Below are 17,392 nucleotides of genomic sequence, written 5' to 3' on the forward strand. Positions count from 1 at the left end.
TGTCACTTGAGTAGGCGAATCGAATGCTCATCGACGTACTCGCGCATCCCTGCTTCGCCGAATTCGCGACCTATACCGCTTTGCTTCACACCACCGAAAGGCATTCTGAGATCGAGTGATTCGAAGGCGTGGGTGTTGATGAACGTGCTGCCTGCCTCGATGCGCCGCGCAACGGCCACCCCTCGATCGTGATCGGTGGTCCACACAGACGATCCGAGACCGTACTCGGAGTCGTTCGCCCAATCGACAACTTGGTTTTCGTCGTCGTACGCGATCAGTGGAATCACGGGCCCGAACTGTTCACAGCTGCTGATCGGTGCGGAGTGTTCGACGTCGCGAACCACATGCGGTAGCACGTAGTAACCGTCGGCAGCGGAATCGAGCTTACGTCCAAGCTGCACGACCTTGGCCGAAGAGCTCTTGGTGCCCTCGATGAGCGCGTTTACCGAGTCGAACTGGACCTTGTTGTTGAGTGGGCCGAAACTGGCGTTCTCATCCAGACCGTGCCCCACTGCGTACTGATCGACACGCTCGATGAAGGCATCGGCGAATGTTCCGTAGAGCCCGCGCGGGACGTAAATACGCTTGACCGCGAAGCAGATCTGCCCTGATCGAGTGAAAACACCCTTGAGCATTCGATCGAGCGCGGCGTCGATATCGACGTCGTCGAGGACGATGGCCGGGTCATTGCCACCGAGTTCGAGGGTCAGATTCTTGATGGTTCCTGCCGCGGCCGCCATCACCTGGCGTGCAGTGGCCGTTCCTCCGGTGAACCCGATCTTGCGGACCAACGGGTGCGACGTCAGTGCCTGTCCGACATCGGAGTTGCCGTGCACGACGTTGATCACTCCGGCGGGCAGCTTCGCAGCCATACGATGGAGGGCGAGCGTGAGCGCGGCAGGAGCAAACGGGGACGGTTTGATGACGATGGTGTTGCCGGTTGCCAACGCGGGCGCCAGTTTCATCATCGTCAGAACGACCGGCATGTTCCACGGAACGACCGCGCCTACGACTCCGCGGGGAATGCGTTCGACGCTGATGAAGCTCTCGGGGTCGTCGTACTGAACTGGCTCGAAAAAGTTCTCGACGAGGCTCGCGGTGTGTTGGAGAACACCGGTGCCGAGTCCGAAGTCGGTCTGGGCCTCCCAAAGCACTCCGCCATGCTCGCGAACGAGCAAGGGGGCGAGATCTTCCCCGGAAGCCGCGAGGACGTCTGCGATCCCGAGAAGTAGGCGGGCCCGCTCGGAGGGTGCAATGTTCTTCCACGACTTGAACGCCTCGTGTGCCACCTCCACTGCTCGATTGACATCTGCGGGGGTACCGACGGCGACTCGTGCAACGACGTCACCCAATCGGCCGGGATCGACGACGTTGTCGTAGTTGTCTGCAGCGGTGAGCTCATGGCCGATGAGGTGACCTACCGACAAGAGGTCGTTCGTTGTAGTCATTGGCTTCTTCTCCTTGTTGGTGACGCTCGTGAATGAATGAGTAGCTGTGGGAGGAGGACTCAGAAAACGACGACCGGTTTGATGGTCGACCCGTTCTCCGAGTCCGCGAAAGCGATATTGATGTCGTCGAGCTTGTAATTCTTGATGAGTTTGTCGAAGGGGAAACGCCCTTGCTCCCAGAGGAGAACGAGACGAGGTATGAATTGCTGGGGAACCGAACTTCCCTGGATGATCGTTTTGAATGTCCACCCCTTGACGAGGGACGCACCGATCTCGAATGTCACGTCCGTCCCGGGTGCTGCTGCGCCGACAAGGGCTACGGTGCCGCCGATGCCCAGCGAGGCGGCGGCTTGCTGGAGGACTGCAGGAACGGCGGTGGTGTCGAGTGCGAAGTCCAGTCCTTTACCGCCGGTGATCTTCTGGAGTTCGGCCACGTCGGTTGTTCTACCATTGATCGTGTGAGTGGCCCCGATAGTCTTGGCCAAGTCGAGTCGCGAATCGTGGAGATCGATCGCCACTACTGTGGTACATCCTGCGATCTGGGCCGCCATGATCGCGGCGCAACCAACAGCCCCAGTTCCGAACACAGCGATGGTTGTTCCCGGTGCGGGACGAAGATCGTTGAGGATTGCTCCGGCGCCAGTCTGCAGGCCGCACCCCAGGGGAGCGATGATCTCCAGCGGAGCCCTTTTGTCGACCTTGATCACGCTGGTCTCGACCACATTGGCATAGGTCGAAAAGGCCGACTGTCCGAAGAAGTGAGAAGAAATAGGTCCGTCGCCATCGGAGAGAGAGGTGGACCCGTCGTGCCTCGCGCCCCCGAAGTCTTCCGCGAACAAGTTCTCGCAGTAGGCAACTCGGCCTGATCGGCACTGCACGCACTTCCCGCAGTAGGCGGCGGAGAGAACGACGTGCTCTCGACGCACTCGACGCGATCGGGGCTCCGGCGTATCTCCTCGAGAGCATGGCCGGTCCTGGCGTCGATCTTTTTCTCGGTGTCCGACGAGATGCGGTATTCGGGCCCATCGTGGTCGCGGGTCTGGGTGGTACAGCGGCCGAAGCGATCGGTGACGTCGCGATCCGCAGCGGTGACGTCACGTTGGCTACAGCATCGACGATGCTAGATGAGCTCCACACGTCCGCGCTCTTGCACGGCTGGCGTGGTGGTCCGAGCCTGGACCGGGACGAGTTCGGCCGCGCTGCAGTGTCTCTCGCCGAATATGTGACGGAACACGAGGAGATCGGCGATCTGGAAATCAACCCACTACGTCTGACGGTCGACGGTCTGATCGCGCTCGACGCCGTAGTCGTCGGAACGTCGCGCATTGCTACTGAAGGAGTTCGGTGATGAGTACGAGGGCGGCTCTGAACATCGACGGCGTCGTGCCGTGGCCTGAGGACGTGGCGCGGCAGTACCGCGAAGCGGGCTACTGGGGCGGACGTTCGCTCGGTTACTACATATCCGAGCGAGTGCGTTCTGCACCTGACGCCGAAGCTCTCGCCGACGGCTCGACCAGGTTGACCTACCGCCAACTGTGGGACAGCGCAGCGGCGTTCGCGCAGAAGCTACTCGATCTGGGCATCTCACCTGCCGACCGAATCGTGCTGCAGCTTCCCAATTCATGGGAGTTCGTCGCTCTCACGCTGGGGTGCTTCCGCATCGGTGTCGTTCCGGTCATGGCACTGCCCGCGCACCGGCGGCACGAACTCACGCACCTCGCCACATTGTCCGACTCGGTCGCGATCGTTGTAGCAGACACCGACAAGGAGACCGATCTGCGAACGACGGCGCAGGAGGTGGCAGCCGAGGTGCCGACGGTCAAGTCGGTTCTGATTCACGGCGAACTCTCCGCGATCCCCACCTCGACGCCCGAGTACGGCCTTGCCGAAGCCTCACAGACCGTCCCCGTTTTCGACGAGAACGAGTACGAGCCCGCGGGCGAGGATGTCGCGTGCTTCCTCCTGTCCGGCGGCACCACCGGTCTCCCCAAGCTCATCGTTCGTACGCACGACGACTACGCGTACAACATCATTCGCTGCAACGCAGTCACTGAGATCACCTCGGACAGCGTGTACCTGGGCGCGTTGCCGAGCAGCCACAATTTTCCCCTCGCATGCCCCGGCATTCTGGGAACGTTGTTCGCGGGCGGTCGAACAGTCATGCTTCCGTCTGCCCGAGCCGATCGAGCGTTGGCCGCGATCGACAGCGAGGCAGTCACCGTTGCGACCGTCGTTCCCGCAGTGGCACAAACCTGGATCGAACATCAGCGTGAGCATCACACACTGACAGGATCGAGCCTGAAGGTCCTCCAGGTCGGCGGTTCGCGTATGCCGGACGAATTGGCGGCGCGGGTGGAACCCGTACTCGGCGCGCGTCTTCAGCAGGTCTTCGGGATGGCCGAAGGGCTCATCAACATGACCCGCTTGGACGACGACCTGGAGGTCATCACGAACACGCAGGGACGGCCGGTCAGTGAGGCCGATGAGATTGCCGTCGTCGACGAACACGGAGATCCAGTGGAGGACGGCGTACCCGGTGCGCTTCTCACCCGCGGCCCGTACACGCCGCGTGGGTACTTCCGTGCACCGGAACACAATGCTCGCGCATTCACCTCGGACGGATGGTACGGCAGCGGTGACATCGTGGTTCGGCGGCCCGACGGCAATTTGATCGTGGCCGGCCGCGACAAAGACATGATCAACCGTGGTGGTGAGAAGATCTCCGCGGAGGAGGTCGAGAACTTCGCCTACCAGGTCGAAGGCATCGAAATGGCCGCCGCGGTCGCCATGCCGGACCCGAAGCTCGGTGAACGGCTGTGCCTCTACGTATCCGTTGCACCCGGGAGAGCCGTCGACCTCGACGATGTCGTCCGCGTGATGAATGCAGCAGGCGTGGCGCGTTTCAAACTGCCCGAGAGGTTGATCGTCGTCGACTCCATTCCCACCACCAAGGTAGGCAAGCTCGACAAGAAGGCATTGCGTGAAGACATTCGCGCTCGCCTCGCTGCAGACCAGGAGGGAAACCGATGACCGACACCGACGCGCATATCGAAGACCCAGCGCTCGACAAGCTTTACCGTGACTTCGAGTCCGAGAACCTCATGCCGCTCTGGACGCAACTGGGCGACTTGATGCCCATGACACCGAAGTCGAAAGCCATTCCCTTCGTGTGGAAGTGGTCGACTCTGTACCCGCTAGCGCAACGCGCCGGCGATCTCGTGCCAGTCGGTCGTGGTGGTGAGCGACGAGCCATCGCGCTTGCCAATCCGGGCTTGCAGGGGGTTCCGTACGTCACGCCCACGCTCTGGGCGGCCATCCAGTACCTCGGTCCGAAAGAGGTTGCGCCCGAACATCGTCACGCGCAGAATGCGTTCCGGTTCGTCGTGGAGGGTGAGGGAGTGTGGACCGTCGTGAACGGTGACCCCGTTGCAATGCGACGGGGCGACTTCCTGCTGACCCCCGGATGGAACTTCCACGGCCATCATAACGAGACCGACCAGCCTATGGCCTGGATCGACGGACTCGACATTCCGTTCGTCCACTACACGGACACCGGCTTCTTCGAGTTCGGCTCCGAGAACGTCACCGACGACTCGACGCCCGACATCTCGCGCTCGGAGCGCCTGTGGGCTCATCCTGGTCTCCGTCCGCTCGTCGGGCTGGACGCCAAGTCGAGTTCACCGATCGCTGCCTATCGGTGGGAACACACCGATGCTGCGCTGACGGCACAACTCGATCTCGAAGACGAGGGCTTCGCGGCCACCACCGAACCCGGTCACGCGGCCGTCCGCTACACCAATCCGACAACAGGTGGCGACGTGATGCCAACGATTCGCGCCGAATTCCACCGTCTACGTCAGGGTGCCCACACCCGACCACGACGCGATGTCGGCTCCACCGTCTATCAAGTGTTCGAGGGCAGTGGACGATTCGTGCTGAACGGCGAGAGCAAGCCGGTCGATACCGGTGACATGATCGTTGTTCCATCGTGGACCGAATGGTCGATCGAAGAGGACACCCAGTTCGACCTGTTTGCCTTCTCGGATGCGCCAATCGTCGAGAAGCTGCATTTTGCCCGCACCATCGTTTCCGAAGGAGCCTGAACCACAATGAGACTTGCAACTCTGCGTCGCAACTCGACTACCGTCGCAGTTCGTGTCGACGACGATACGGCGACCGCCATCGACGGATACGCCGATCTGACTGCCCTCCTCGAAGAACCGGACTGGCGTAGCGTCGCGGAGGCGGCAGCGGGCGAGCAGGTGAGCTTGTCCGACGCCGACTATGCACCGGTGGTGCCACGTCCGGGCAAGATTGTCTGCGTCGGACTGAACTACGCCAATCACATCAAGGAGATGGGTCGTGACCTCCCCGAGTTTCCGACGCTGTTCACCAAATTCCGCGAAGCTTTGACGGGCCCGTACGACGACGTCGTGGTGCCTTCTTACGCGGCGGCGCAGCTCGACTGGGAAGGTGAGCTGGCGTTCGTCATCGGTAAGCAGGCGTACCAGGTGTCCGAGGCAAACGCCGAGGAGTACATCGCCGGCTACTCGGTCATGAACGACTACACGATGCGTGACTACCAGTACCGCACACTGCAGTGGGACCAGGGCAAGACGTTCGAGAAGACCAGCGGATTCGGTCCCTTCCTCACCACCACCGATTCCTATACGTTCGGCGGCTCGCTCGAAACTACTCTCGACGGGCAGATAATGCAGACCACCACAACCGACGACTTGGTGTTCACCCCAACCAAGTTGGTCGAGTACATATCGCACATAGTGACTCTCCAGCCGGGCGACGTAGTCATAACTGGAACGCCCGGTGGTGTCGGACACGCACGTAAGCCCGGTCTCTACATCCAGGACGGACAGACGGTCGAGGTCGCCATCGAAGGCCTCGGATCCGTTCGCAACAAAACCATCGTCAAGTAGAGCGTGTACGAGTGAGTTTTCATGAACTGCCCCTCGGCGAACGGCTACTGATCGTCCGTAGAGGCACGTCGTACTTCGCGCAGCGACTCTCGGAGTTGACCGACGCCGAGTTGGACAAACCCTCGCTGTTGTCAGGCTGGACCCGACGGCACCTCGTCGCACACATCGGATACAACGCTGCAGCACTGTGCCGACTGATGGATTGGGCGGCGTCCGGAATCGAGACGCCGATGTACGAATCGACCGACCAACGTGGGCGGGAAATCGAAGAAGGGGCAACTCTGTCCCCGGCCGCAATTCGAAACCTGTTCGACCACAACGTCGCTCGACTCGACGAGAAGTGGAGAAACCTGCCGGTCTCGGCGTGGGAAGCTGAGGTGAGGACAGCCCAGGGCCGAACGGTCCCCGCCTCGGAGACGGTATGGATGCGTACGCGCGAGGTGTGGATCCATGCTGTGGACCTCGGCAACGGTGGGCGGTTCGGGGACTTTCCCGAGGTTGTCAACGAAGGATTGCTCTCCGACATGGTCGGCATGTGGCGGAAGAAGGGCGAGGGCAGCGGTCTGGCGTTGTCGGTGGAGGGGCACAAACAGGTCGAGGTAGCGTCCGACGTCGCGGTCACCACTACGATCCACGGATCGCTCCCCGTCGTCACCAGGTGGGCGGCAGGGCGCGGTGGGGTCGGAGTGTCGATATCCGGCGCAGGCGGCGAACCACCTCGTTGGCTGTGACAGGTTTCCTCAGCTGGTCTTCGGGGAGGCGGCGAGAGCAGTGCTGAGCCAGGCACGCTCGGCCCTGCTTGTCTCGCGTGCCACCAGCAGGACGCCTTGTCGGTAGACGTCGGTGACATCTTCCGCCCGTAGCGTTCGGTCGCCCTGGTAGAAGAAACTCGCGGGTTGTTCCAGAAAGTCCAACCGTCGGCGAAGCACGGCGTGTTGGTCCTCGACCTCGGGCAGCAAGGACAGAAACGTCAGCAGCACGATGAAGCGCGAGAAGTCGGAGATCTCGCTGGCACTGGGGTTGTGGAGGCGGCAGAGCAATTGGTCTCGTCCCGCCGCGGTGATGGTAAGGACGTAGCGTGCCGGGCCCGCGCCAGGCTCGGCTTTCCGGATCAGAAGGCCGTCGCGCTCCATACGTTTGATCGCTGGATACAGCGTCCCGTCGCTGACGGGCCTGGCGTATCCGGTCAGCTGGATCACTCGTCGCTTGAGTTCGTAGCCATGGAGCGCGCCCTCGGACAGAAAACCGAGGATGGTCAGTTCCAACATCGGACCATTGTGACAGAGGTATCTCGATTCGATGTGTATCTCGAAACGAGGTACCCTGATCGAGTTGTTCGTCAGCATTTCGGTTGGTGCGGATGCGACCTACCTCTCCTGTCTTCTCCTCTGTAAGGGCTCCGATGACCACCACTTTCGACCTCGATCACACGGCACTCGTCCTCGTGGATCTCCAGAACGACAATGTTCACGCTGACGGGGCGTACGCCGCGTTCGGCGCGGCCGATCATGCCAAACACCAGAACCTCGAAGAGCATGTGCGGGAACTGTTGGCCTTCGCTCGTGAGAAGTCGCTTCCGGTGATCCACAATCACATCGTGTCCCTACCGGGTCGGCCGTTCGGTGGTAGCAACGCTCCGATCTTCAAGCTGATCGGGCCGGACTCCCTCAAATTGGGCTCCTGGGGTGCGCAGGCGCTCGACGGTACCGAAGCGCGTGAGGATGAACCGGTTCTGATTCGGAACCGAATGAGCTGCTTCAACGGCACGATGTTGGACACATTGCTTCGTAACCTCGGAATCAAGGATGTGCTCGTGGCCGGAGTCTGGACCAACATGGCCGTCGAGCACACCGTCCGCGATGCCGCAGATCATGGGTACCGGCCCATTCTCGTCACCGACGCGACGTCGAGCCTCAGCGAAGAATGGCAGCACGCGGCGGAGAACTTCGCGCTGACCAACATCTCCGAATTCGCAACCACAGCAGAGGTTTTCGCGCAGTTCGCTACAGCATGATCGCCGCGTGGTACGACTCGCAGGGGCCCGCTCACGACGTTCTCGAGGTCGGCACATTACCGACGCCCGAGCCCGGGCCGGGGGAGGTCCGCGTTCGACTGGAATTTTCCTCGGTGAATCCAGGGGATACCAAGAAGCGGCGCGGCTGGCTCGGTTCTTCCATGTCCTATCCCAGGGTCGTACCACACAGCGACGGTGCAGGATTCGTAGACGCCGTCGGTTCAGGTGTCGAACACTCACGCGTCGGGGAGCGCGTCTGGGTGTTCGGAGCCCAGTCGTATCGTGCATTCGGTACAGCTGCGCAGTTCACCGTCGTACCCGAGTGGCAAGCGATCGCTCTCCCGGATTCCGTAGCAGCCGAAGTGGGTGCGTGCCTCGGTATCCCGGGCATCACGGCTCACCGTGCCGTATTCGGCGACGGAGATGTTGTAGGAAAGACCATCGCCGTTCAGGGCGTACTCGGCGGCGTCGGGTCGCTCGCAGCTCAGCTCGCACGATGGAGGGGCGCGACGGTGATCGGAACGGTGCGCACCGCTGCGGACCTGGAGCAGGCCCGCACGTCGGGAATCGACCTGGCAATCGCGCTCGACGATCCCAATGCGGCAGCCCAGGTACGCGAGTTCGCAGGTGGCGGCGTAGACCGCATCGTGGAAGTTGCGTTCTCCGACAACGTCGAATTCGACGCCTCGATCGCCGAGAACAATACGATTATTGCCGCGTACGGCACGCGGGATGGCCACCCGCGCATCCCGTTCTGGCCGATGTTGTTCGACAACGTCACTATTCGACTTCTCGGCAGCGACGACTTCTCGACAGAAGCCAAATCGCAGGCCGCGACCGATCTCACAGTGGCTGCACAGAGTGGTGCTCTCACTATCCCGGTCGGGGATTCGCTACCGCTGGAACGAATTGCGGACGCCCATGACCGGGTGGACCTCGGTACCCGGTCGCGGGTCGTCTTGCAGATTCCGGAGTGATCAGCCGCCGAGCTTGCGCGTCACCTCGGGAATGACCTTGTCGGCGATGTACTGGATGCGGGCAGAACCGGATTCGACCGACTCGCCGGGGAGTTGGGCCCAGTAGTGGAAGTCGCGAATCTGAGGGAATTCCGTGGCCATGGTGACCAATTCGTCGACGGCCATGGATGCATCCATGAGTTTGTAGGCGCCGGCGTCCAGCAGGTGCTGTGGGTTGTCGAACGCCGACGGTTGATCCGGGCCCTCGAACGAACCCCACTCGATGTATTTGTTCATCTGATAGAGCGCATGCTCCCCGATTCTCGCCCACTCGCGCTCGGGGTCCTCGGCAACCACGGCCCATTGACTGGCATAGATACGAGCGTCGTCGAGGATCTTGCCGTGCTTGGCGATCGACTCCTGGTAGTTCGTGAAATGCGCGTTCTGCAGGGTAATTACACCGTCTGCGATTCGCGCGGCTCGATCGATGCCGACAGGCGACTGAGCGCCGATCAACAGTCGCGGCGCGACTTCCGGTAGCGGCGTGACAGGCAGGGCGGGGACCGAAAACCGTTTCCCCTCGTACGCTTCGCCGGAACCTGCCCATGCGTGCCGGATGACGGCGATGGCGTCTTCGAGGAGACTGGGCGCTGCTTGACCTTACGGCCGAAGGCCGCGAACTCCTTTTCGTGGTAACCGAGGCCGAGGCCCAGCTCGAAGCGATTGTCGGTGAGGAACGACAACGCGGCGGCGTCCTCGGCGAGGCGCATGGGCTCGTGTAGTCCGGCAACGATGATGTTGGTGCCGATGCGCATAGTTTGAGTGCGGGCACCGATGGCGGCGGCAACGACCAGGGGAGACGCTGCGTAGTCGTCCTCGGCGAAATGATGCTCGCTCAACCACGCGGACCCGAAACCGAGCGATTCGGCCCAGACGACCTGATCCACTGATTCTCGATAGAGAGATCCGAGCGGCTTGGCCCACTGTTGCGGGTTACGAAAGTCGTACCACAGTCCGAATGTCGGAATCTCGTACTTCGATGCAGATGGGTTGAGCGAGTTCATTATTCCTCCACGTTGAGTAAATCGAACATCAGACGAAAAGCATGCCGCCGTCGATCAGTGCGGATTGACCGGTCATATAGTTCGAATCGGGTCCGGCCAAGTACGACACGTAGGCCGCGACGTCCTCGCCGGTGGAGACGCGCCCGAGTGTGATGCCGGCGGCCATGGCCTTCATCGATTCGCCCTTTTCGACGCCGTTGATGGCGCCGAGGTCACGGTCGACCTCGACCCACATGTTGGTATCGACAATGCCGGGGCAGTAGGCATTGACGGTGATGCCGTGCTCGGCCCATTCCTGCGCCGCGGCCTGAGTCAGAGCGCGTACTCCGAACTTGGACGAACTGTAGATGCCGAGAAGCGGGAATCCTTTGTGCCCGGCGATCGACGACGCACCGATGATCTTTCCGCCTGTGCCCTGCGCAATCATCACGCGGGCAGCTTCGGTGTAGCAGAGGAACATTCCGCGACCGTTGACCGCGTGAACCTTGTCGTACTCCTCCGGCGTGACGTCGAGCAGCGCTTTCGTCTGGGCGATACCTGCATTGGCGACGATGACGTCGAGCGAGCCAAGCTGGTCAGCGGTGTCGGTCATGAGCGCACGAACGGAGTCATGATCGCTGACATCGCCGGTCAGGGCAATGGTCCGGACGCCGTGGGCCGCGACCTCGCTCCGCGTCTTCTCCAGTTCTTCCGACATCGAGGGCAGGTCGGACAGGGCGATGTCGTGGCCGTCCTGTGCGAGGCGCAGTGCGATGGAGCGGCCGATGCCGCGTGCCGAACCGGTGATATGTGCGACTGTCATAGTCGTCTCCTGAATGTTGTTGTCCATAAAGTGAAGTGGTGGGAATCAGGCTGTCGGATCGACAAGGAGCTTCATCTTGCGACCGGCTCGTAGTTCTTCGAATCCGCCGTCGACCACGTCACCGAGTGCGATCGTGTCGACCCAGCCGGTGGTGTCGTAGTGGCCTTTGGCCATCAGATCGATCACGGCCCGGTAGTCGTCGCTGGTGTAGCAGATGGTTCCCTGGATGCGTCGCTCCTGGAGAACGAGGTTGATCAGAGGTGTCGACAGAGGCTTGTCGTAGATGGCGACACTGACGAGCGGGCGGCGCTCGCCGACGCAGTTCAACGCAGATTCGATCGCGGGGGTGACGCCTGCTGCGTCGAACGCGGCGTCGACGCCGTCGCCGTCGGTACGGTCGGCGATCAGGGCAGGTACGTCGACCGAGAGCGGGTCCAGCGTGCGGGCGCCGAGCGCCTCGATGGACTTGCGTCTGGTCTCGGACGGCTCGACCACATCGACCTCGGTGAGGCCCATGCCGCGGAGGGCGAACCAGATGCCGATTCCGATCGGACCTGCGCCGTAGATGAGGGCGCGGCTCTGGTCGCCGACCTCGCCGAGTACTGCCGCGTGATAGGCGACAGACATGGGTTCGACGAGGGCGCCCATTTCGACCGGAATGCTGTTCGGCAGTTTGTGAACCTGGTTGCGGGGGACGACGGTGTATTCGGCCATGCCGCCGTCTGCCATCAGGCCGTGGAACCCGATTTTCTTGCAGATGTTGTATTGGCCGTTTCGGCACGGACGACATTCGCCGCACCGGTAGATCGGTTCGATGGTGACCGCGTCACCCTCTGCGACGTCGTCCACGCCGCTGCCGATGGCGGTGACGATTCCCGAGAACTCGTGCCCGAGGATCAATGGCATCGCTTTGTTGGTCAGGGGATGCGGATCTGATGGTGGGATGAAGATAGGGCCGTCGTAGAACTCGTGAAGGTCGGTGCCGCAGATACCGTTTCGTGAAACGCGGACCTTGACCTGTCCGGGACCGGGGTTGGGCTCGGGGACGTCTTCGATCTCGACCTTGTGGTTGCCGTAGTAGACAGCTGCGCGCATGTTCGTGCTCCTTGAATGGGGATCGGCTGATGAAGATGTCAGAGGGTGCGAACGAGTTTCTTGTTCGCGAACTCGTCGAGGCCGAATCTTCCGAGCTCGCGTCCGATGCCGGAGGTTTTCACTCCACCGAACGGCATGTCGGGTGCGCTCTTGATGGTGGTGTTGATGCCCACCATGCCGACGTCGAGTCGATCTGCGACGTAGGAGGCTTCGGCGTCGTCGGTGGTGAATACGGCACTTCCGAGGCCGAAGGGTGAATCGTTTGCCAAATCGATGGCTGCGTCGGTTGTTTCGACCTTGTGGAGCACGGCGACCGGTCCGAAAAGCTCCTCGCGGTACGCTCGCATGTTCGGAGTGACACCGGAGAGCACAGTTGCTGGGTAGTAGGCCCCGTCACCGTCGGGGATGGTTCCGCCCAGGTGCACGGTGGCGCCCTTCGCGACGGCGTCTGCGACTTGCTCGGCGATCTCGTCGCGTCCACTGACGGATGACATCGGTCCCAGCCGCGTTGCAGAATCCGTCGGATCACCCATAGTCCAGGTCTCGGCTGCCGAGACGAATCCGTCGAGGAAATCGTCCCACACTGTTGCATCGACGATCATGCGTTTGGACGAGGTGCATGCCTGACCGGCGTTTCCGAATCGGCCGGGGACGGCAGCCGCAATGGCGTCGCCGACGTCGGCGCCGGCGAGCACGATGAACGGGTCGGATCCGCCGAGTTCGAGTACGGCTTTCTTCATGTGCTTTCCAGCGAGCTGACCGATGATGCTGCCTGCACGTTCCGATCCGGTGAGCGAGACGCCCTGGATCCGGGGATCGGCGATGAGATCGGCGATTTGGTCGCTGGAGGCAAAGATGTTCTGGTACACACCTTCTGGACTTCCTGCATCACGCAGCATCGCCTCGATCGCCAATGCCTGCTGTGGGCAGTTGCTTGCGTGCTTGAGCAGAATTGTGTTGCCCAGCAGTAGGTTCGGTGCAGCGAATCGCGCAACTTGATAGTAGGGGAAGTTCCACGGCATGATGCCGACGAGAGCTCCGATGGGAGCTGTACGCACCAGAGCTCGTCCGGAACCGGCGATGTCGAGTTCCTCGTCCGCCAGTAGATCTTGGCCCTTGGTCGCGTAGTGCTCGAAGATCGACGCGGACAACTTTACTTCGCCGCGGGCCTGCGCGATCGGCTTGCCCATCTCCAGCGTCATCAGTTCGGCGAGTTCGGTTTCGCGTTCACGATGCAGATCGGCGACACGCTGGAGTATCGCAGCGCGTTCGGCCACGTCGGTGATGCGCCACGCTCGGTAGGCCTCGTCGGCGGCGGAGAGCGACGCCAGTGCCTGCTCGTCCGACATTGTCTCGAACTTTGCCACGACGGTGCCGGTAGTGGGATCGGTAGTTGCGTATTTACTCATCAGCGTGTCTTTCGTAGCAGGACGCCGGCCAGGTGAGAAGGGAAAGGTCACCCGGCCGGTGTGATCGATGCAGTGGCGTCGAGGGGTGATCAGGCAGGCTTCAGTACGTCCGACTGCGTCAAGAAGCTTGGGTAGCCCGATGCCTTTTCGTTGTCGAGCACCGAGCGGTACTCCTTGATGCCGCCGAGGTAGAACATGACCGTGCGCTTCTTGCCGGGGATGTTGGCTCCGAAGATCCACGAGGCGGCCTTGGGGAACAGTGTCTGCTCAGCGATATCGGAGCAGATGTCGGTCCATTCGGTCTCGATGTCGGGCTTGGCCTCGATCCAGCCCGTCGAGTTCTCCTCCATGTTCTTGATCGTGTCCGAGATCCACTCGACCTGGGTCTCGATCGACGGCGGCAGGTTCGTGAAGGGGCCATTCGGGCCGAGGATCATGAACATGTTCGGGAAGCCGGTGGTAGCCATGCCGAGGTAGCTCGTCGGTCCGTCCTGCCAGTGTTCCTTCAGGCTCTCGTTGCCCCGGCCGCGAATATCGACCTTGACGTAGTTGCCATCGACAGCGTCGAATCCGGTTGCGCAGATCAGCACGTCGATCTTGTGCAGTTCTCCGTCCTCGGTGACGATGCCTTCTGCCGTCAGCTCTCGAATGGGGTTCTCGCCGACGTGAACGAGGGATACGTTGTCGCGGTTGAAGGTCTCGTAGAGGCCCGAATCGCACAGCGGACGTCGAGCATAGAGATCAGTGGGCGTGAGTTTCCGGCGAGTTTCGGGGTCCTTGACGATCTCGGCGATCTTCGATCGGATGAACTTGGCTGCTTCTTCGTTCGCCTCCGGGTTGGTGGCGATGTCGCTGAAGGTTTCGAACATGAACCGGAAGCCGCCGCCCTCGTCCCACGTGCGTTGGAAGATCTGCTGACGCTCTTCGTCGGAGACGCTGAAAGTCTCGACCTCGCTTTCGACGAATCCCATTGCGACGCTCGAGTTGCGGACTTGGTCCCAATTGGCCTCGAAGTTCTCCTTCTGGCTGACCAGCTCTTCGTTCGACAGCACCCGGTTACCCGCAGGCACGCTGTACTGCGGCGTGCGCTGGAACGAGGTGAGGTGGCCCGCGATCGGCGCGACGGCCGTGATGACCTGGCCGCCAGTGGATCCGTTTCCGATGACACCGACGCGCTTGCCGGTCAGGTCGAGGTCCTCCGGCCATGCGCCGGTGTGAACTAGTCGGCCTTCGAAATTCTCGACGCCCGGGAAGTTCGGAACGTTGGTCGCGGACAACAGGCCGAGACCGTTGACGAGGTAGCGCGCCTTGAACGTGACTCCGCGATCGGTGGTGACGGTCCAGATGCCGGCGACCTCGTCGAAGCTCGCGGACGTCATCGTGGTCTCGAGCTGAATGTCTTTGCGCAACGAGAAGCGGTCGGCGACGCCGTTGAGGTATTCGAGGATTTGTGGCTGGCGCACGAACTTGGTGTTCCAGGTCGTCTGATCGTACAGATCACGGTCGAACGAGTACTGGTAAACGAACCCTTCGGAATCCGACAGGGCGCCTGGATACTTGTTCCAGAACCACGTTCCGCCGACTCCGCTGGCCTTGTCGATGGCGACTGCATTCAAACCGAGTTCTCTACGCAGCTTGTACAGCATGTAGATGCCACCGAATCCGCACCCGACGACGAGCGCGTCGATCTCGCGGATTTTGTCGGGTTCGTGTGACGCCATGTGATTGCTCCTCCGGTCTCACGACCTCTGTGGTGTAGTTCACGTTCCTTGGTCACAATGGTGAGGTGGAGCACAGATGGTGCGAGTGTTCCAATCTGGAACACTTTCAAACGCGGTGCCCTACCTGGACTTTTGCGAATAATGCAATAATTAGATTGCTTACTCGTCGACGTATGGCACAAAAAATGACGGACAAGGCGAAATTCGAATGTGGGAGACGCAGTGAATGATCAGGTGCGGGAAGCAAAGCGGCACCTCATGCGTGTCGGCCTGCTGGGTGACGTTCCTGCGGAAGGCGTGGTGCCGGACCTTATCCTGCGAAGTTGGCGCCGATCCATCGGAAACAGTGCCGATCACACACTTCCGTCGCAAAAGTTCGACGAGATCGATACCGATTCGATTCTGCGTCGGGCTGCGGATCCAGTGCTCGACCGCTGGCAGGATCAACTTGCCGACACCGGAACAACACTGTTCCTCGGCGACAGGGCGGGGAGCATCGTCGCCCGACGTGCCAGCGACCGAAGCCTGCGTCGTCGGCTTGATCGAGTCAATGCCGCCGAAGGGTTCGATTACTCGGAGGATTCGATCGGGACGAACGGACTCGGTACGTCGATCGTCGAAGGACGCGGGGTCTACATCGAAGGCAGTCAGCATTTCAACGAATCGCTCTCGGTGCTCGCCTGCGCTGCCGTGCCGGTGTACACCCCCGCCGGATTGGTGATCGGGTCGGTCTCTCTCGGCGGGCCGATCGAGCTCGCCAATTCACTGATGCTCACACTCACCAAGGAGATCGGGCAACAGATCGAAGAACGACTGAAAGCAGCGACGCGTCCGCAGGACTTGGCTTTGGCCATGTCGTTCATGCGCTATGCGAACTCGCGGCGCCCCACAGTGGTCATGGATCACGAGTCCCTACTTGCCAATACGCCGGGACTTCCCTACGTCAGCGTCGACTCGCACGTTCTTCTCTGGGATCGACTCAACGCGCACACCTGGAACAAGGAAAGTACCGCATCGTTAACCCTCGACGGCGGAGCAGTTGCCGTGACCGCTCGCCGAGTCGTCGAGGGCTCGCGGCTGTATTACGTCCTGCATTTTGCTCCGGTTCCCTTGGCTGACTTGACGATTGAGAAACCGGCGCATCAGCGAATCGTCTCGGCGGATGCCGACCGGGCGACGGGCCGCTCAGGGGTGATGGTGGTCGAAGGTCCACGTGGGTCCGGCCGAGCCACGCAAGCGCTGGATCTGCACAGAGAGCAGGTGCAGGACCGAACCCTCGAAGTTGTCACCCTCTCGTCAAGTACGGCGACACCGTGGGATGCAGTGGACGATCTTCTGGCTGGTGGTCACGACGTGATCATTCGTCGACTCGAAGAAATTGGAGACGACGAGGTGCCGCGCGTGTCCGAACTCATGGACACCCACCGCGCGGCGTATCCCGTCGGCCGGAAGAACGCTGTGCTGTTCACTGTGTGCCACGAAGCGGCTTCTCCTGCAGTGCAGGGCCTGATCGAGATGTGGGGCATCGACGTGAGCACTCGCCCCCTCGCTGAAACCCCGGACCGGATACCGGCCCTGGTCCGAAACATCTTCGACCGGGTGGACACGACTCGTCGACATTCGATGTCTCCTGCAGCATTGCAATCGCTGATGCAGTGGGACTGGCCCGGCAACGTCACAGAGTTGGTCGAAGTCCTGTCCTCACTGGCCACCGACATACCGACCTCTGTGATCCAACGAAGCGACCTCCCCGAATACCTTCGGCAGCCGCCCATCCGCAGAAACTTGACGCTGATGGAGACCGCGGAACGCGGCGCCATCCTCAGTGCACTTGCGAGTGCAGAAGGCAACAAGTCACGGACAGCTGAACTACTCGGAATCGGCCGCACAACGCTCTATCGACGGATGAAGCAATTGGGGCTCGACGACGGTGAAGCGTCCCTGTAGAA

General features: G+C 61.4%; 17 protein-coding genes. 8 read left to right on the forward strand and 9 right to left on the reverse strand.

Features of this window, described 5'->3' with window-relative positions; all coding sequences use genetic code 11:
* Positions 1–2: 2 nt before the first annotated feature.
* Entirely contained in the window at positions 3–1,448 is a 1,446-nt protein-coding gene (locus CJ178_RS32025; RefSeq protein WP_095889047.1) for an aldehyde dehydrogenase family protein, read from the reverse strand.
* A gap of 59 nt (positions 1,449–1,507) precedes the next feature.
* A complete protein-coding gene (locus tag CJ178_RS32030) occupies positions 1,508–2,170 on the reverse strand; it encodes a zinc-binding dehydrogenase (RefSeq protein WP_257013658.1) in 663 nt (220 codons plus the stop codon).
* A gap of 212 nt (positions 2,171–2,382) precedes the next feature.
* Between CJ178_RS32030 and CJ178_RS32035 the strand changes: the two genes are divergently transcribed.
* Genes CJ178_RS32035 through CJ178_RS32055 form a run of 5 tightly spaced genes read left to right on the forward strand, consistent with a single transcriptional unit; the run spans position 2,383 to position 7,113 of the window.
* A complete protein-coding gene (locus CJ178_RS32035) occupies positions 2,383–2,796 on the forward strand; it encodes an acetate--CoA ligase family protein (protein ID WP_257013677.1) in 414 nt (137 codons plus the stop codon).
* Positions 2,796–4,478 (forward strand): (2,3-dihydroxybenzoyl)adenylate synthase, encoded by a 1,683-nt coding sequence (locus CJ178_RS32040; protein ID WP_095889050.1) that lies wholly within the window; start codon positions 2,796–2,798, stop codon positions 4,476–4,478. The genes CJ178_RS32035 and CJ178_RS32040 overlap by 1 nt, the downstream gene beginning before the upstream one ends.
* On the forward strand, positions 4,475–5,551 hold the full coding sequence (locus CJ178_RS32045) for a cupin domain-containing protein (protein WP_095889051.1): 1,077 nt from the start codon (positions 4,475–4,477) through the stop codon (positions 5,549–5,551). The genes CJ178_RS32040 and CJ178_RS32045 overlap by 4 nt, the downstream gene beginning before the upstream one ends.
* Positions 5,552–5,557: 6 nt before the next feature.
* On the forward strand, positions 5,558–6,382 hold the full coding sequence (locus tag CJ178_RS32050; RefSeq protein WP_095889052.1) for a fumarylacetoacetate hydrolase family protein: 825 nt from the start codon (positions 5,558–5,560) through the stop codon (positions 6,380–6,382).
* Positions 6,383–6,393: 11 nt separating this feature from the next.
* The gene (locus tag CJ178_RS32055; protein WP_095889053.1) at positions 6,394–7,113 is read left to right on the forward strand and encodes a maleylpyruvate isomerase family mycothiol-dependent enzyme; all 720 of its coding nucleotides are present in this window, start codon (positions 6,394–6,396) and stop codon (positions 7,111–7,113) included.
* 9 nt (positions 7,114–7,122) lie between these two features.
* On the opposite strand, the gene CJ178_RS32060 is transcribed toward CJ178_RS32055, so the two are convergent.
* Positions 7,123–7,650, reverse strand: coding sequence for a PadR family transcriptional regulator (locus tag CJ178_RS32060; RefSeq protein WP_095889130.1), 528 nt, complete (start codon positions 7,648–7,650; stop codon positions 7,123–7,125).
* 134 nt (positions 7,651–7,784) lie between these two features.
* Between CJ178_RS32060 and CJ178_RS32065 the strand changes: the two genes are divergently transcribed.
* The gene (locus CJ178_RS32065; RefSeq protein ID WP_095889054.1) at positions 7,785–8,396 is read left to right on the forward strand and encodes a cysteine hydrolase family protein; all 612 of its coding nucleotides are present in this window, start codon (positions 7,785–7,787) and stop codon (positions 8,394–8,396) included.
* Positions 8,393–9,373 (forward strand): NADPH:quinone reductase, encoded by a 981-nt coding sequence (locus CJ178_RS32070; protein ID WP_095889055.1) that lies wholly within the window; start codon positions 8,393–8,395, stop codon positions 9,371–9,373. The genes CJ178_RS32065 and CJ178_RS32070 overlap by 4 nt, the downstream gene beginning before the upstream one ends.
* Here CJ178_RS32070 and CJ178_RS33575 read toward each other — a convergent pair whose 3' ends face one another.
* From CJ178_RS33575 to CJ178_RS32095, 6 genes are all read right to left on the reverse strand, one after another.
* Positions 9,374–9,979 carry an LLM class flavin-dependent oxidoreductase gene (locus CJ178_RS33575; protein WP_306453235.1) on the reverse strand — a complete coding sequence of 202 codons (606 nt, stop codon included), beginning with the start codon at positions 9,977–9,979 and terminating at the stop codon, positions 9,374–9,376. It lies immediately after the preceding gene.
* The gene (locus CJ178_RS33580; RefSeq protein WP_257013659.1) at positions 9,865–10,416 is read right to left on the reverse strand and encodes an LLM class flavin-dependent oxidoreductase; all 552 of its coding nucleotides are present in this window, start codon (positions 10,414–10,416) and stop codon (positions 9,865–9,867) included. The genes CJ178_RS33575 and CJ178_RS33580 overlap by 115 nt, the downstream gene beginning before the upstream one ends.
* 28 nt (positions 10,417–10,444) lie before the next feature.
* Complete coding sequence (locus CJ178_RS32080) at positions 10,445–11,218, reverse strand: SDR family oxidoreductase (protein ID WP_095889131.1); 774 nt, start codon at positions 11,216–11,218, stop codon at positions 10,445–10,447.
* 45 nt (positions 11,219–11,263) lie between these two features.
* Positions 11,264–12,313 carry a 2,3-butanediol dehydrogenase gene (locus tag CJ178_RS32085; protein WP_095889056.1) on the reverse strand — a complete coding sequence of 350 codons (1,050 nt, stop codon included), beginning with the start codon at positions 12,311–12,313 and terminating at the stop codon, positions 11,264–11,266.
* Positions 12,314–12,351: 38 nt separating this feature from the next.
* Positions 12,352–13,722 carry an NAD-dependent succinate-semialdehyde dehydrogenase gene (locus CJ178_RS32090; RefSeq protein WP_095889057.1) on the reverse strand — a complete coding sequence of 457 codons (1,371 nt, stop codon included), beginning with the start codon at positions 13,720–13,722 and terminating at the stop codon, positions 12,352–12,354.
* Between the two features lie 89 nt (positions 13,723–13,811).
* Positions 13,812–15,443 (reverse strand): flavin-containing monooxygenase, encoded by a 1,632-nt coding sequence (locus CJ178_RS32095; protein WP_095889058.1) that lies wholly within the window; start codon positions 15,441–15,443, stop codon positions 13,812–13,814.
* Between the two features lie 222 nt (positions 15,444–15,665).
* Here CJ178_RS32095 and CJ178_RS32100 point away from each other — a divergent pair, with 222 nt between their 5' ends.
* A complete protein-coding gene (locus CJ178_RS32100) occupies positions 15,666–17,390 on the forward strand; it encodes a sigma-54-dependent Fis family transcriptional regulator (RefSeq protein ID WP_095889059.1) in 1,725 nt (574 codons plus the stop codon).
* The last annotated feature ends 2 nt before the right edge of the window (positions 17,391–17,392 follow it).

The sequence above is a fragment of the Rhodococcus sp. ACPA4 genome, from assembly GCF_002300185.1.
In the GTDB taxonomy this organism is placed as follows: domain Bacteria; phylum Actinomycetota; class Actinomycetes; order Mycobacteriales; family Mycobacteriaceae; genus Rhodococcus_F; species Rhodococcus_F globerula.

Bases quoted from the DNA above. Each gene is read 5' to 3' on its own strand.
- CJ178_RS32025 (WP_095889047.1), bottom strand. From the start codon at position 1,448: ATGACTACAACGAACGACCTCTTGTCGGTAGGTCACCTCATCGGCCAT.
- CJ178_RS32040 (WP_095889050.1), top strand. From the start codon at position 2,796: ATGAGTACGAGGGCGGCTCTGAACATCGACGGCGTCGTGCCGTGGCCT.
- CJ178_RS32045 (WP_095889051.1), top strand. From the start codon at position 4,475: ATGACCGACACCGACGCGCATATCGAAGACCCAGCGCTCGACAAGCTT.
- CJ178_RS32050 (WP_095889052.1), top strand. From the start codon at position 5,558: ATGAGACTTGCAACTCTGCGTCGCAACTCGACTACCGTCGCAGTTCGT.
- CJ178_RS32060 (WP_095889130.1), bottom strand. From the start codon at position 7,650: ATGTTGGAACTGACCATCCTCGGTTTTCTGTCCGAGGGCGCGCTCCAT.
- CJ178_RS32065 (WP_095889054.1), top strand. From the start codon at position 7,785: ATGACCACCACTTTCGACCTCGATCACACGGCACTCGTCCTCGTGGAT.
- CJ178_RS32070 (WP_095889055.1), top strand. From the start codon at position 8,393: ATGATCGCCGCGTGGTACGACTCGCAGGGGCCCGCTCACGACGTTCTC.
- CJ178_RS33580 (WP_257013659.1), bottom strand. From the start codon at position 10,416: ATGAACTCGCTCAACCCATCTGCATCGAAGTACGAGATTCCGACATTC.
- CJ178_RS32080 (WP_095889131.1), bottom strand. From the start codon at position 11,218: ATGACAGTCGCACATATCACCGGTTCGGCACGCGGCATCGGCCGCTCC.
- CJ178_RS32085 (WP_095889056.1), bottom strand. From the start codon at position 12,313: ATGCGCGCAGCTGTCTACTACGGCAACCACAAGGTCGAGATCGAAGAC.
- CJ178_RS32090 (WP_095889057.1), bottom strand. From the start codon at position 13,722: ATGAGTAAATACGCAACTACCGATCCCACTACCGGCACCGTCGTGGCA.
- CJ178_RS32095 (WP_095889058.1), bottom strand. From the start codon at position 15,443: ATGGCGTCACACGAACCCGACAAAATCCGCGAGATCGACGCGCTCGTC.